We start from the raw sequence: 14195 nt of genomic DNA on the forward strand, positions 1-14195 counted from the left end.
TGAGGCTATATCTACACACTACGTTTTCTTTATTTTGCTTATAACTTCCACAAGCAGTGCAAACATAAATGAAGAATACAAATATCCTTTTGGTAATTCTATATGAAATCCATGAAGTATGAGGTACACACCGACAAGTAAAATAAATAAGATAGCAATTACTTTTAAACCTGGGTTAGATTTGATTAACTGGGCGGTATAACTTGATAAAAACAGCATTGCTAGCATGGAAAATGTAAATGCTGTAGCAATTATTATCATGTTATAAGTTAATGCTATAGCAGTTAATATCGAATCAACTGAAAAAACTAAATCTATTAATATAATTTGTAGCACAACTAAAAAAAATTTTGATTTAACGTTTGCTTTCTTTTTATTTTTCTTACATACAAAGATGTCATCCCATAACTCCATAGAGCTTTTAACAATAAGGAATAATCCCCCTGCGATCATAAGTAAATCCCTTGCTAAAATATTTAGCGATGCAGTGTGAAATATAGGTTTTTGCATTGACAATATAGATGATGTAAAAAATAGTATTACAAAACGCATTAATAGCGCTAATCCAAGGCCCATAAGGCGCACTCTTTCTCTCAGCGCATTTGGTACCTTATCTATTGCTAGAGAAATAAAGATTAAATTGTCTACACTAAGTATAGTTTCAAGTAGTGTAAGTGTCAGTAAAGTCCAAGCATCAGCTAGCATTTTTGTCCCAAATTCGGCTCTTCTTACTCTACAATAGATGTGTAAAAATTAAGTGACTTCACTCAGAAGTTTTATAGCAGCTCTCCAGAAAAACAGGATAACTGCTAATATAAAGTTCAGCAGCTTCTTCTATTTTTGTTTTTGAGCAAAATCGACAATAAGAGAGTTTCTTATTTTCATGCACGCAAATAAGATAAAGCCTTATTTTCATTTTTGACTTTATTTGAAAATAATATATACTATAAAAATAGTGTACTAGGTTGAATGAATATATATTAAAGGATCACCATCAGGCAAAGTATTCGCTGGTTATCAGGCATTTATACCTAACCCCTTGCCACCAAAATTTGAATGGGACAATGATTTAGTTAATAGTCTTTCCAGAGCAGATCATATTTTGGGTATGTTATCCAGGGAAGGAGCTAAATTGCCTAACCCTCATCTTCTCATACGACCCTTTATAGCACGTGAAGCAGTTCTTTCAAGTAGAATCGAGGGAACTCAAGCAACTCTTGGTGAAATTTTGGCTCAAGAAGCAGGTGCTAATGTAGATCGCAATCCCGATGATTTACAAGAAGTACGCAATTATATATCAGCGCTCGATTATGGACTAAAACGTTTACAATCTTTTCCATTGTCGCTTCAGTTGGTTAAAGAAATTCACGGAAAACTTATGCAAGGTGTAAGAGGTTCTCACGCAACTCCAGGAGAATTTCGCCGAGTGCAAAATTGGATTGGAAGCCCAGGATGTACAATAGACACAGCAAAATATGTGCCACCAATGCCAGGTGAATTGATGGGTTGCTTGGACTCTTTTGAAAAATTTTTACATGATAGAACATTACCCCCACTTATACATATAGCTCTATGTCATTATCAATTTAAAGCGATTCACCCATTCTTGGACGGCAATGGACGTATTGGACGTTTATTAATAACATTACTTCTGATCGAAAGAAAATTATTACCATTACCTCTGTTATACTTAAGTGCATTTTTTGAAGCTACAAAAAGTGAGTATTATGACCAACTTTACAATATAAGCAACAGAGGCACGTGGCATGATTGGTTCTCTTATTTCTTAAATGGTGTAGTACTGCAATCATTGGATGCATTGTCAAGAGCAGAACGAATTAACATTTTGATTGCAAATTGGCAAACTGAAGTTAGTTCTAAAACTGAGGGAGTTGCGAGTGGTATTGTAAGGTATCTCGCTGTAAACCCTTACTTTACTATAAGGAAAGTGGTTGAAAACTTAGGTGTCGTATTTACAACAGCCCAAAGAGCAATCGTAAAGCTTGAAGATTTAGGCATCGTTTCACAAACTTCTCAAGGAAAGAGAGATCGGGTTTATTGTGCAACTGATATTTTGAATATTCTAGAAGAACCAACTAAGATTACAGAGAACTTCGATAGCACATTGTAGCTATTGTGATGAATAAATTCAGCAAACAGCAAGCTTAAAGAGTCTGATCCAATGGACATGCTGAACAAAAAGTAAGGAGCTCCTTTTGGAGAATTATATTAACTTATTAATTAATTGCTTGACTTTTAGCAGGATTTATTATATTATTTATTAATGAGTAATGCAATCAAATCAAGGAGGATAGCATGACTGGTGACGATAACAGAAAAACTTTACAATCGATAATTGCTAGCGAAAATCACAGTATAAATAGAGTTGGAAAGTTAAAAGATTTCCTTAAACAAAACAAAGAAATAACTATTAATAAAGACACATTTGCATGTGCTTTACGATACCAAAAAACTACAAAGGAAGCAATAGTACACGAAATTCTGCTTCATTTTATACAAAATCCTGGCGAGCAATCACTAGAACAAGTGATACAATGCTTAGATAGAGCAATAAAACCTAGGATATATGCAAAAAACAACCCAATAAGAAATCTAGATGAGGAACTTCGTACTCATATAAACTTTAAAGATGAAAAGGGAAATACATTACTACATCATGCAGTTATAGGTAAGAAAACTGAAGAAATAATCACCCTTCTTGTTACATATAGTGCAAATCCTTTGATACAAAACGCGGATAATAAAATTCCTTTAGATTTAGCTCAAGGAGAAACAAAAAAAGTGCTTATTAAAAGTATGAAAGAACAAGCTAATACGAAAAAAGAAAGCGCTATGATAGGCAGTTTGGTGCCTGGCGTAATAATTGGTGGTTTTCTTGGTGTTGTACTTGGAGCTGGTGTGTGTGTTGCAGTAAGTCTTTCTGGTGGTATGATACTAGGTGTAATGATAGCACCTGTTCTTGTTGCTAGTATAGCTGTTGGGCTGGCCATGTATTTTTTGAGTCAAGACTATGAACAGGCTAAAGCGATAGAAAAAACTATTAGCACTGTTGGCTCTGAAATATCTGTTGATGGTGCAAAAAGAAGGGCCACAACCTACGTATAGCTGACCCAAGCAACACGTCATACCGCGATTCATTCGCGGTATAGATTCCGCTAACTAGTAGCGGAATGACGAATTTGTCGTTTTTCAAATTGTCGTAAGTCACTTTAGCTATAATACACACAAGGAGGGTGTCATCCCAGCGCCCCTATGATGTCATCCCAGTGCTTGACACTGGGATCCAGAAAAGTTTGCTTGTTCACAAGCAAACTAGCATGGAAAGTAGCTGATCTTACACTAAATGAATGTTTTTGATGAGGTTGCATAGAAGCTGGATTCCAGTGTCAAGCACTGGAATGACACCATTTGCTGTGCAATTTACCTTCAAAAATGAATGTTCGTACAGCTATGCGCGGTATAGATTCCGCTAACTAGTAGCGGAATGACGAATTTGTCGTTTTTCAAATTGTCGTAAGTCACTTTAGCTATAATACATACAAGGAGGGTGTCATCCAAGTGTCCTGACTACTTGGATCCAAGAAATTTAATTGTTTTAAATTTTCCCCTCTATACACCTATCTAAAATTTATGTTATTCACATGTGCAATATAATCTATAATAACATTGAATTTATTACCAATACAATATATTAAAAAATATTATGAGCTTCGTAAGAGAAAAAAACACCCCTGTGATGGAGCAATATTTGAACCTGAAAGCTCAATACAAGGATCATCTGCTATTTTATAGGCTAGGAGATTTTTATGAGTTGTTTTTCGATGATGCTATTAAAGCTGCGAAATTGCTGAATATAGTGCTAACCAAGAGGGGCAATTCAAATGGGCAAGAAATACCAATGTGTGGAGTGCCAGCACACAGTAGCGAATCTTACCTACACAAGCTAATAGATTTAGGATTCAAAGTAGCAATCTGTGACCAATTAGAAACTGCTGATGAAGCAAAAAAGAGGGGCTATAAATCCATAGTAAAACGTGATGTAGTACGAGTTGTAACTCCAGGTACAATTATAGAAGATTCGCTACTGGAGGATAAAAGCAATAATTATCTCGCATCCATAGTTGAACAAAATGACGAATATGCTATTAGTTGGCTTGAATTATCAACGGGAAAATTTTTTCACACTTTAACGAATTTGAAAGCTCTAGATAGTGATTTATTGCGTATATCACCAAGAGAATTATTAATTTCTGAAAAATTCACTGAGGACGAAAAAATTAGATCGATTTTAAAAAATTATAAAATATCAATTACACAACACGCACAGAGTTTTTTTGAGTATAGTAAATCTCACAGAACGTTATGCGAGTTTTATAAAATCAGGGAACTTGGGAGTATAGGAAATTTCAGCAAAGTAGAAATCATGGCGTGCGGTGCACTGCTTGAATATGTCAGAGTAACACAAAGGGGCTCCATTCCAAGGCTTGAATTCCCAAAAACCTATAAGCAACAAAATTTCATGCTTATTGATGCTTCAGCAAGGAGAAATCTTGAGTTGTTTTCAACTCAATTTGGTGAAAAGAAAGGTTCACTAATTTCAGTTATTGATCACACAGTTACAGCCTCTGGTGGACGCCTGCTCAAACAAATGCTCGCTTCACCACTTGCTTGCTCCAAGGCAATCAATTTGAGGCTCAGCACCGCTCAATTTTTTGTAAATAATCATGAGCCACGCAGAAAAATACGAGAAATATTATCTAACATTCCAGATATTGAGAGGTCTTTATCGCGCTTAATACTAGGGCGTGGTTCACCAAAGGATATGAACCTATTAAAAATAGGCCTAGAAAAAACTTTAGAGTTGTCTGAGTTCTTATGTAAAATTGAATCAGGTGAAAATGGATCTCTCCCACAACAATATGTCATCCAAGTAGCTGACACTGGAATCCAGATGCAGATTCCAGCGTCACGCGCTGGAATGACAGTAAAATCAGACGAGAGTGAACTAAGCACAATACATAAAAGTCTTGGTAATCATAAAGATCTATTCGAGCTTCTAAACAGCGCTATACTTGATAATAACCTCAGTTCCGTGAAAGAAGGAGGATTTATCAATCCAAAATACAACTCAGAATTATCTGAGTTATCTTATATATTGAACAACAGTAACAAGTTGGTAACTAAGCTCCGTGAGTCTTATCGCGACCTAACTGGCATTGCCGCACTCAAAATATTACACAACAATATACTTGGTTATTACGTTGAAGTGTCAGCAAATCACAAAATAACTTCGGACATATTTATTCATAGGCAAAGCTTAGCAAATAGCATGCGCTACACTACTAATGAATTGAAAGAACTAGAAAATAAAATTCTTACGGCACGTGATGCTGCAATCAGCTTAGAAGTGAAAATTTTTAGTGAACTGTGTAGTGAAGTCGCTAAAGAATCTGAAAAAATTGCTCTTGCTGCAAATGCTTTGGCAAAACTTGATATTAGAGCCACTTTTGCGGAGCTTGCAGTGCAAAATAATTACGTAAAACCCATTATCGATGACAGTAAAGAGTTCAATATTCGCAATGGAAGACATCCAGTGGTTGAAGTTAACGATAAATTCATTGCAAATAGCATCAATTTAGCTGGTATACATCTAATTACTGGTCCTAATATGGCTGGAAAAAGCACTTTCTTGAGGCAAAACGCTCTCATTGCAGTTTTAGCTCACATGGGGTCATTTGTGCCAGCAGAGAGTGCGCATATTGGAGTGATTGACAAGATATTTAGCAGGGTTGGTGCAACAGATAATATAACAGCTGGTTATTCTACCTTCATGGTAGAGATGATCGAAACAGCAACGATAGTAAATCAGGCAACAGATCGTTCCTTGGTGATACTTGATGAAATTGGTAGGGGCACAGGAGTGTATGATGGCTTATCTATTGCTCAGGCGGTGATTGAACATATTCACAATGTAAATAAGTGCCGCGCCATTTTTGCAACTCATTATCATGAATTAACTAAAGTAAGCAAATACTTGAAGAACGTGAAATGTTTTTGTGTAAAAATAAGAGAGTGGAACGGAGAGGTTATCTTTCTACATGAAGTAATTGAAGGCATTGCAGATGAGTCATATGGAATACATGTAGCAAAACTTGCTGGTTTTCCTGATTCTGTTTTAAATAGAGCAAGTGAAGTATTTGAGGAGCTAAAGGCTTAAGAGGAAATTCTGATCTTACCCAGAAAAAGTAGAGAGAACCCTATGATATTATTTTTTGTAACATTGTTATACACGTCATGATAAGGGGGCTGGCAAAACGTGTCAAGTAAGTTTTTCGTTTCTATGTTATCCGCTACTTGGATGACAGAAAAGAGTGCTGGGATGACAGGAGGCAATGTAACCTCATTAAAAACTTAATTTCAGTCCAGTCAAGAGCACATAACCAGAGTTGCTATTTTCTACTTCAGGCTCTTTGGTACTAAATTTTACAATATCGAAATAGTATGAAGTGCCCATAAAAAATGGATATTCAAGGCTTAAAGCATATGATGTTAACTCGTTTGCTGCAATATCCCTACCACTATTGAAATATGTTAAGCTCAATTTGCGAGAATCAGAATGGTAAGCAATACCTGCATTCATATAATACGTATTATTTATTTCAGGATTACGCTTCTCACCAGATTTACCGCCATTACCATACGAAAAAATGCAATCAAGATCGAACAATTTTAGCTTCAAACCAAAATTCCAGTGCAGTAATTGATTACGACATTCATAATTTTTAGAAGTTCCATCTGAGCAATCAGTTAAATTTTCTCTTGCAAATTCACCAGTTAAGGCAGTAGTAAAATTTATATCATCTGATAGGCCATTTTTATAGGAAAGGCCAGCAGCAATTAAATTGCTGTACTGTAAGTTATTTTTTCCTGGGACATAACTGAACCCGAGTTGAAAGTTATAGATTTCAGGGGAGATGTAGTTAATTGATGATTGTTTTAACCCTAGTTCGAGTCCATTATAATTACTGTAAATGTTGGGTTTTACCCAAAATACCTTGTCTTTATCATATCCAGGGCCATTATCTCTGTTTTCGTTACCACGCAAATTTGCATAGTTTGTCCAATGACCATTTACTCCTCCAGCAGCTGTATAAATTTTTGAAGTGTTAATTAACATGCCCTGACTAACTAAACTTCTTTTACCATATTCAATTGATCCAAGCACCTGATTTTTAATGATGAAATACCATTCCTCCATGTCTAACTTTTCTATGTCTAACGCTTTTAGGTTTGCAATACCAGAAACTCCTGCCTTAACATTAAACCCCATTTGAGTATTTGGATAAACTTGCTGTAAATAAAGAAAGCGCAAGTATGAATAACTTGAAGTTTTATCCTTAGCCTTAGCATTGAAAGAACCTCTGTTGAAGGCGTAGCCGAATCTCAAATCTATTTTTCCGTCTAGTTCTACATAAAATATTTCCTTATCCAAAATTGTTCTAGAGCTAGCACTACTCTGCAAAAATAATGATGAAAGCAGTGCTACCAGGTAGTACCTTAACTTCATAAATAAACTTAAATTTTTATAAAAATTTAAGTTTAAACTCAATATAAATAAAAAACAACTTTTCAGAAGGCGCCGCTGGTAGATTTTGCTGCCCGTTTTTGAGCTATATTCCCATAAATTATTGATACACTTGGTAATTTTCGCTTTAATAACTGCTTATTAATGGCAGAATGTATACGATTAATTATTTTAGACGTACTTTTTACATCGCAGTTAATCAAAACAAAAAGCACTTTATTCTCATCAATATACCCTAGAAAATCATCACTACGGCAATTTTTACAAAAATGTTCTATGATAACTTTCAGTGCATCATTTGTCTCACTACAGCTACTATTTAAGCCAATCACTCCTATAGCTGCATTAATTTGATGTTGAAAGGCAAAATTTAATATAACGTATAACTCTAGAATAGTAGACTCATTGTTTGGTATATCGAATAAGTCATGGTTTTTATATTTTTTACCCATTAGATATTCATCTCTAAAGATTCCTAATTTATGAGACAAGCTGATATCACGTATCAATAGCTCATAATTTATTTTATTACTAGCAAATTGTGCAGTGCGGAAAACTTTTACTTTTGTCTTTATATCTTCTCCTTTAGCATCAGTTAAGGAAAAACCTATCACTTTAGGTAATACATCAAGTAAATCGTGTCCATTTTCGGTATACTCTAAATAATTCTTCATGTCGTCAGCTGCTCTTGCACTTAAAATATTGATTAACGGCTTATTAAGTAAATTCCCTTCCTCGTATTTTAACAAATTCCTTGCGGCTTGATTGAGCCCTAAAATTAATACGTTTTTTTTCTTATTATCCTGACAAACAGATGCTACAGCATCATCTTTCCTTCTTGCAGTTATGAAATCATCCATACTTTCATTCTATACAGCATATTTATAAGTATAATAAGATTATATTAAAATTTACTTACTTATTAATATGCTTGATTAGATATAGATAAAATGTCATACGGGATGGCTTTGTTAGCTATTTTAGGTGGTAATAAATGGATAGTCAAGCAAAGTTACAAATGTAATTTTGCTTGACTTATCCGTTTTTTTTATATCTTTATTACAATCATAACCTCTAGCTCTGAGTTATACCCCTTTGTTACATTGTATTAGATGGAAGTAGAACAAGTCACGTTTAGTTGTTCTGAAAGATCTACTATAGCTAACTGAAAAAAGATTACCCCAGAAGGGATAAAAAGGTATAAAATGGCTTTAGATAAGGTAGAATGATGCCAAAGTGAGAATCTGAGGGGACGCGTTTTGAAAGTAGGTAGCTTGTGCTGTTTACCCAGTCTTACCAGTGTGGGGTTTAGCTATCCTTGGCGTTAATTCTCTCGTATGTTTTGCTGGTGGTTTAGCTTTTCATATGAAGCATGAGAAAGAATCAGACAATATTGAGGAGGCTGAAGAAGCAGTTAGGAATTATGGACCACCTCCTCCTTACTCTCCTCCTTATAGTGAATTTAATAATTCTAATTCGGAACAGCAGTTTGGGAATTGTGAGGGGTTCTAAACCCACAACTATACGAACATTGCAATTTCAGATCCCAGTGCCTTGACTACAAATGTTCGTATAGTTGTGAGCTTGACCATAAAATGATTCTTAAGAAAACAAATGCAATTTTTTGCAGGTTTCACGTATGATAAAAATTAACAGTTTTATTTTTAGCCAAATTAATTGAATCAAGCTACAAAACCTGCTAAAGTTAACTTTATGAAAGCACCCTTAGCTCAGTTGGATTAGAGCATTTGACTACGGATCAAAAGGTCGGGCGTTCAAGTCGCTCAGGGTGCACCACATTTTATAGGAAACAGAAGTCACACTTGAAATTAATATATGCAATACCTATCTTTAAAGGTTAAACACTAAACTATTATATATGAGCAAAAAAGACTACTATGATCTGCTGGAAGTAGGAAGAAATGCCAGTATTGATGAGATAAAAAAAGCGTATAAAAAATTAGCGTTAAAATATCATCCTGATAGAAATCCTGGCAATCAAGAAGCAGAGGAAAAATTTAAAGAAGTAACAGCTGCATATGAAGTTCTATCTGACTCTGAGAAAAGGGCAAGCTATGACCGTTATGGCCACGAAGGTGCTTCTGGTGGGTTTCAAGGCTTTAGCTCTGCAGGAGATTTTAGCGACATATTCAATGACTTCTTTGGTGGAGGATTCGGTGGTGATGCAAGTAGATCAAGAGCAAAGAGGAGCACAACAGGAGTGTCTGGAGCAGACCTACGTTATGATCTTGAAATTACCTTAGAAGATGCATTTAAAGGAATACAAGCGCCTATACATTATGTGACAAATGTAAAATGTGACACATGCCAAGGCACAGGTAGCGAAGGAGCAATTAAACCAGTTCAGTGCCCCACATGCCAGGGAAGCGGTAGGATTAGAACTCAACAAGGCTTTTTTACCATCGAAAGAACATGTACTACATGCTATGGGGAAGGAGAAATAATACAAAATAAATGTAAGAAATGTGGTGGAAGTGGACGTAGAAGAGATGAAGTAAATATATCCGTTTCAATTCCAAAGGGCATAGAAGAAGGAGCTAAGGTAAGGATAAGTGGTAAAGGAGAAGCTGGAGCAAGAGGTGGAAAAAGTGGAGATTTATACGTATACGTGAAAATAGCTCCCCATAAAATCTTTACTCGAAATAAGGCAGATTTACACTGTAAAGTACCTATAAGAATGACACTAGCTGTGCTTGGTGGTGAAATTGATGTTCAGTCAATTGATGGAGCTAAAACAAAAGTAAAAGTTCCAGAGAGCACTCAAACTGGTACCAAGTTACGTTGTAAGGAGAAGGGTATGCCGCATATGAGTTCACATGTTCGCGGTGATTTGTATGTACAGGTAATAGTTGAAACCTTAAATCTAAAAAGTTTAACCAAAAAGCAAATTGAGCTATTAAAAGCGTTTGAAGAAGAGGAAAATGCAAATGTACAACAACGATCTGAAGGGTTTTTTAGTAAAGTAAAAAAAAAATAAGAAATCTGCTAAATGACATGAAGGAGTAACTGTTTACGGGTTTTCATTTAATCCTGCAATTCTTTGACCTTATTAATGGAAAACTTAACAATAGTGTTGATATCAACATTATTAGCCAACAGAAACTTCTTAGTTCCTTAAAATTATGTAAAAGCAATAAATTTCTTTATTTAAGGTCGAAGTTTTGCTATTCTCAGGTTTTAATAATTTAAATTTAATGAATATAAACAAAAATGAGTTTTTATTTCTTCCGCTTGGGGGAGTAGGAAGAATCGGGATGAATGTTAGCCTATATCATTATCAAGGTAAGTGGATTATGATCGACCTTGGTGTTGGTTTTGCAGATGAAACTATGCCAGGTGTTGAGCTGCTCATTGCTGATGTAGATTTTATTGCTCAAAGAAAAAAAGATTTGCTTGGAATAATAATTACACATGCACATGAGGACCACTGCGGTGCAGTGCCCCACTTGTGGGAAGAGTTGCAGTGCCCCATATATACAACAAAGTTTACGGTTAATTTTCTTAGGGAGAAACTAAAGGAGTTTCGATTAGAAGATACAGTACCTGTGAAAGAGGTAGACATAAATGGCAGCACAAATTTGGGTCCTTTTACCGTCGAGTTTATAAATATAACTCATTCAATTCCTGAGGCAAATTCAATATTAATTAGCACTGAAATGGGTAGTGCACTCCATACCGGAGACTGGAAATTTGATCCAAAACCTGTTGTTGGATTAACTTCTAATATAGAGCGTCTAAAAGAAATTGACGATAAAGGTGACCTGCTTGCAGCAATTTGCGATTCAACCAATATATTAAGCAAGCATCACCCTGAGTCAGAAGGTGAAATTTATAATAACATTTATAACATAATAAAGCGGTCTAAAAAATTAGTTGCTGTTTCGCTATTTGCTTCAAATGTGGCACGAATTGAAACGATAAGCCAAGCTGCAAAAGCACTAAATAGAAAAGTAGTTTTACTTGGTAGATCTTTATGGAGAATAGTGAAGGTTGCGCAAGATAGTGGTTATTTAACTGATTCTCCTCAGTTTCTTGAAGCAAAGGAAGCAGTAAATTTTCCAAGGGAAAAACTGGTGCTACTTTGCACAGGTTGTCAAGGTGAGCCACTGGCAGCAACTTCAAGGCTTGCTAATAAGAGTCATCAAGCATTTAAAATGCAGCAAGGTGATACCATGATCTTTTCGTCAAAAATCATTCCTGGAAATGAAACTCGTGCGCACAACATGCTCAATGCCTTTATTGAGATGGGGGTAGAAGTTGTTACTGAAAAAACAGAGCATGTTCATGCTTCTGGGCATCCAACAAGAGAAGAGCTAAAGGAAATGTATTCTTTAATAAAACCGAAGATGTCTATTCCAGTTCACGGCGAATATATTCACACGCATGCACATGTAAAATTTGCTAAAGAGTGCGGTGTGGCAAAAGCAATAATGATTGCACCAGGTGATATTGTTAATTTGGAGAACGGAGAAAAAGTTGATTCAATCGATGTTGACTACTTTGGTATTGATGGTATGCTGCTACGTCATCCGGAGAGCAGTGTTATAAAAATGCGTAAAAGAATGAGAGATGCCGGAGTTATTGTGGTAATAGCAGTTGTAAACAAGAAAAATAAATTGCTTACTAAACCGAAAGTATTTGTACCTGGTGTTTTTGAAGTGCTAGAAGATGCAGCTATTATACAGAAAATTGTCAAGAAAGTTGAGTCGTTGTTTAGTTTGCAGCCAACAAAAAAAATTAAAAATAAGATTGAAAGTTCAATATTGAGTATCTTAAAGGAATATTTACTAAAAAGACCTATAATTGAAGTCCAGATAGAACAGGTATGAAATGAAAGAATGAAGTTATTCGTTCAATTAATATTGCTTGTTTCGTTATTTATTCCTTATTTTACAAAAGCTGCTTTATATGTTGATATAAAAAAAAGCAGTGTTGGTAACATTGGTCTTGTTGTATCTAAATGTACATGTAAAACAGCGCTGGAAAGCGAATTAAGCGAAAATATTGCAAAGGTAATAGGAACAAATTTATCTAATTGTGGCTTATTTAATGTAAAACGTGGCGCGGAAGCTGAATTTAAATCTTGGAAAAGCGATACTGTAGTCACAGTAAGTTTAAGCGAAGTATCTGGTAGTGCATTAGAGCTATCATTTCGTTTATTTGACACTTTTACAAAAAGAGAATTACTTACTCAGTCAGTTGTTTTTCCAGCAAAAGACTGGAGAAAAATTGGTCACCTCGTTTCGGATGTGATACATGATAGATTGATTGGTGAGAAAGGGCACTTCAACACAAAAATCACGTATATCGCTGAAGAAAAAGATAGCAACTACAAATCTGTGCGTAAAATTGCTGTGATGAATCAAGATGGAAGTAATATAAAATACTTAACAAATGGCGATAGATTTGTGTCAACACCGAGATTCTCACCAAATGGAAAGGGTATTGTTTATATCTCATACGCAAATGGTAAAAGTTATATAGTATTAAAAAATTTAAAAGACCACACTGAATCAATAATCAGCGCATTTGAAGGAGTTATTTCTGCACCAAGATTTTCTCCTGATGGTAAATCTCTTTTAATTTCCCACTCATTGGGTGGTGAAACGAATATATTATCTTTGGATTTAAGTAGTAAACGGACAAAAAAAATTACTAAAGGTTCAGCTATAAGCACTTCTCCCTCTTTTTCTCCAGATCAAAAGTATATGGTTTTTAGTTCCGATATGAGTGGGAGTCAGCAGCTGTATGTTATCGATTTTACTAACAAAAGTAAAAAACCTAAAAGAATTAGTTTTGGAAGTGGAAGATATGCTACGCCTGTTTGGTCGCCAAAAGGAGATCTGATAGCTTTCACAAAGATTCAGTCAGGAAAATTTTACATAGGAGTTATGAAGCCAGGTGGCAAAGAAGAACGTCTACTTTCAGAAGGGCATAAAATTGAATCTCCGGCATGGCTACCAAATGGTAGAGAAATCATTTTCACAAGAACAGAATCACCAAGCAACTCTAAACTATATTTAGTAGACTTAGTAAAGAAAAATCAAAAAATGGTTTCCACTCCCACAAATGCTTCTTTACCGGATTGGTCTTATTCTTGAACTACTGAGCTGCATGCTCCACAGCATTGATTTATTGCCACATTAACAAGATATCCCGCTACACCACCTACTATAGTACCAGCGATTCCTGACAACACAACAGTTGCAATTACTCCAATAGCAGCAATTTCAGGTATAATTCCCATTGTAGCCATTGTGGCTCCTATAGCGCCAAACAATAATGCTGAGCTTATAATTATCCAGCTCCTCCCTGAAGATTGTTTTTGTGGAGAATTATGTATTAAGATGTATATGAACAAGTAGAGAGAGCAAGCAAAGTTTTGCATATTGATGAAACTAGCCATTATTCTAAAGGTAAACTTGGCTGGTGCTGGGTGTTTGCTAATAATGAAGCAAGCCTTATTAAATTAGCAGACACAAGAGGAGTTAAGTTTCTAGAGAGTAGTACATTTTCTAGTTATAAGAATTTGGTTGTTACCGATAGGTATGCGGTTTACAACTACTTC

Annotated in this window: 11 protein-coding genes, 1 tRNA gene and 1 pseudogene; 9 read left to right on the forward strand and 4 right to left on the reverse strand. The window is 35.3% G+C overall.

The genetic code is table 11. The annotated features are described in order from the left end of the window. Window positions 1-18: 18 nt before the first annotated feature. Window positions 19-705 (reverse strand): TerC family protein, encoded by a 687-nt coding sequence (locus tag ABWU23_RS03160; protein WP_353270792.1) that lies wholly within the window; start codon window positions 703-705, stop codon window positions 19-21. A gap of 322 nt (window positions 706-1027) precedes the next feature. Here ABWU23_RS03160 and ABWU23_RS03165 point away from each other — a divergent pair, with 322 nt between their 5' ends. The 3 genes from ABWU23_RS03165 to mutS all read left to right on the forward strand — a co-directional run bounded on the left by ABWU23_RS03165 (window position 1028) and on the right by mutS (window position 6238). Next, window positions 1028-2131 carry a Fic family protein gene (locus ABWU23_RS03165; RefSeq protein WP_353271036.1) on the forward strand — a complete coding sequence of 368 codons (1104 nt, stop codon included), beginning with the start codon at window positions 1028-1030 and terminating at the stop codon, window positions 2129-2131. Between the two features lie 185 nt (window positions 2132-2316). Continuing rightward, complete coding sequence (locus ABWU23_RS03170; protein ID WP_353270793.1) at window positions 2317-3126, forward strand: ankyrin repeat domain-containing protein; 810 nt, start codon at window positions 2317-2319, stop codon at window positions 3124-3126. A 598-nt stretch (window positions 3127-3724) separates the two neighbouring features. Beyond that, a complete protein-coding gene (mutS, locus tag ABWU23_RS03175) occupies window positions 3725-6238 on the forward strand; it encodes a DNA mismatch repair protein MutS (protein ID WP_253309115.1) in 2514 nt (837 codons plus the stop codon). 186 nt (window positions 6239-6424) lie between these two features. On the opposite strand, the gene ABWU23_RS03180 is transcribed toward mutS, so the two are convergent. Both ABWU23_RS03180 and ABWU23_RS03185 read right to left on the reverse strand, forming a co-directional pair. After that, a complete protein-coding gene (locus ABWU23_RS03180) occupies window positions 6425-7588 on the reverse strand; it encodes a porin (protein WP_253309116.1) in 1164 nt (387 codons plus the stop codon). A 62-nt stretch (window positions 7589-7650) separates the two neighbouring features. Then, window positions 7651-8466, reverse strand: coding sequence for a hypothetical protein (locus ABWU23_RS03185; protein WP_341814363.1), 816 nt, complete (start codon window positions 8464-8466; stop codon window positions 7651-7653). Between the two features lie 505 nt (window positions 8467-8971). Between ABWU23_RS03185 and ABWU23_RS03190 the strand changes: the two genes are divergently transcribed. The 5 genes from ABWU23_RS03190 to ABWU23_RS03210 all read left to right on the forward strand — a co-directional run bounded on the left by ABWU23_RS03190 (window position 8972) and on the right by ABWU23_RS03210 (window position 13728). Then, on the forward strand, window positions 8972-9118 hold the full coding sequence (locus ABWU23_RS03190) for a hypothetical protein (RefSeq protein ID WP_253309118.1): 147 nt from the start codon (window positions 8972-8974) through the stop codon (window positions 9116-9118). A gap of 207 nt (window positions 9119-9325) precedes the next feature. Further along, window positions 9326-9403, forward strand: a tRNA-Arg gene (locus ABWU23_RS03195). An 82-nt stretch (window positions 9404-9485) separates the two neighbouring features. Next, window positions 9486-10604, forward strand: coding sequence for a molecular chaperone DnaJ (gene dnaJ / locus ABWU23_RS03200; RefSeq protein ID WP_353270794.1), 1119 nt, complete (start codon window positions 9486-9488; stop codon window positions 10602-10604). A gap of 217 nt (window positions 10605-10821) precedes the next feature. Next, window positions 10822-12456 carry a ribonuclease J gene (locus ABWU23_RS03205; RefSeq protein ID WP_353270795.1) on the forward strand — a complete coding sequence of 545 codons (1635 nt, stop codon included), beginning with the start codon at window positions 10822-10824 and terminating at the stop codon, window positions 12454-12456. A 9-nt stretch (window positions 12457-12465) separates the two neighbouring features. Continuing rightward, the gene (locus ABWU23_RS03210) at window positions 12466-13728 is read left to right on the forward strand and encodes a protein TolB (RefSeq protein WP_353270796.1); all 1263 of its coding nucleotides are present in this window, start codon (window positions 12466-12468) and stop codon (window positions 13726-13728) included. Here ABWU23_RS03210 and ABWU23_RS07255 read toward each other — a convergent pair. Then, complete coding sequence (locus tag ABWU23_RS07255; RefSeq protein ID WP_386086839.1) at window positions 13719-14015, reverse strand: hypothetical protein; 297 nt, start codon at window positions 14013-14015, stop codon at window positions 13719-13721. The genes ABWU23_RS03210 and ABWU23_RS07255 overlap by 10 nt on opposite strands. Between ABWU23_RS07255 and ABWU23_RS03220 the strand changes: the two are divergent. Beyond that, window positions 13977-14195, forward strand: a pseudogene (locus ABWU23_RS03220) (IS66 family transposase); the annotation flags it as partial. The gene ABWU23_RS07255 and the pseudogene ABWU23_RS03220 sit on opposite strands and share 39 nt — an antisense overlap.

This window comes from Wolbachia endosymbiont (group A) of Hedychridium roseum (assembly GCF_964028325.1).
Lineage (GTDB): Bacteria > Pseudomonadota > Alphaproteobacteria > Rickettsiales > Anaplasmataceae > Wolbachia.

Excerpts from the sequence above, each read along its gene's own strand:
- ABWU23_RS03160 (WP_353270792.1), bottom strand. The coding sequence starts at position 705 with ATGCTAGCTGATGCTTGGACTTTACTGACACTTACACTACTTGAAACT.
- ABWU23_RS03170 (WP_353270793.1), top strand. The coding sequence starts at position 2,317 with ATGACTGGTGACGATAACAGAAAAACTTTACAATCGATAATTGCTAGC.
- mutS (WP_253309115.1), top strand. The coding sequence starts at position 3,725 with ATGAGCTTCGTAAGAGAAAAAAACACCCCTGTGATGGAGCAATATTTG.
- ABWU23_RS03180 (WP_253309116.1), bottom strand. The coding sequence starts at position 7,588 with ATGAAGTTAAGGTACTACCTGGTAGCACTGCTTTCATCATTATTTTTG.
- ABWU23_RS03185 (WP_341814363.1), bottom strand. The coding sequence starts at position 8,466 with ATGGATGATTTCATAACTGCAAGAAGGAAAGATGATGCTGTAGCATCT.
- ABWU23_RS03190 (WP_253309118.1), top strand. The coding sequence starts at position 8,972 with ATGAAGCATGAGAAAGAATCAGACAATATTGAGGAGGCTGAAGAAGCA.
- dnaJ (WP_353270794.1), top strand. The coding sequence starts at position 9,486 with ATGAGCAAAAAAGACTACTATGATCTGCTGGAAGTAGGAAGAAATGCC.
- ABWU23_RS03205 (WP_353270795.1), top strand. The coding sequence starts at position 10,822 with ATGAATATAAACAAAAATGAGTTTTTATTTCTTCCGCTTGGGGGAGTA.
- ABWU23_RS03210 (WP_353270796.1), top strand. The coding sequence starts at position 12,466 with ATGAAGTTATTCGTTCAATTAATATTGCTTGTTTCGTTATTTATTCCT.
- ABWU23_RS07255 (WP_386086839.1), bottom strand. The coding sequence starts at position 14,015 with ATGCAAAACTTTGCTTGCTCTCTCTACTTGTTCATATACATCTTAATA.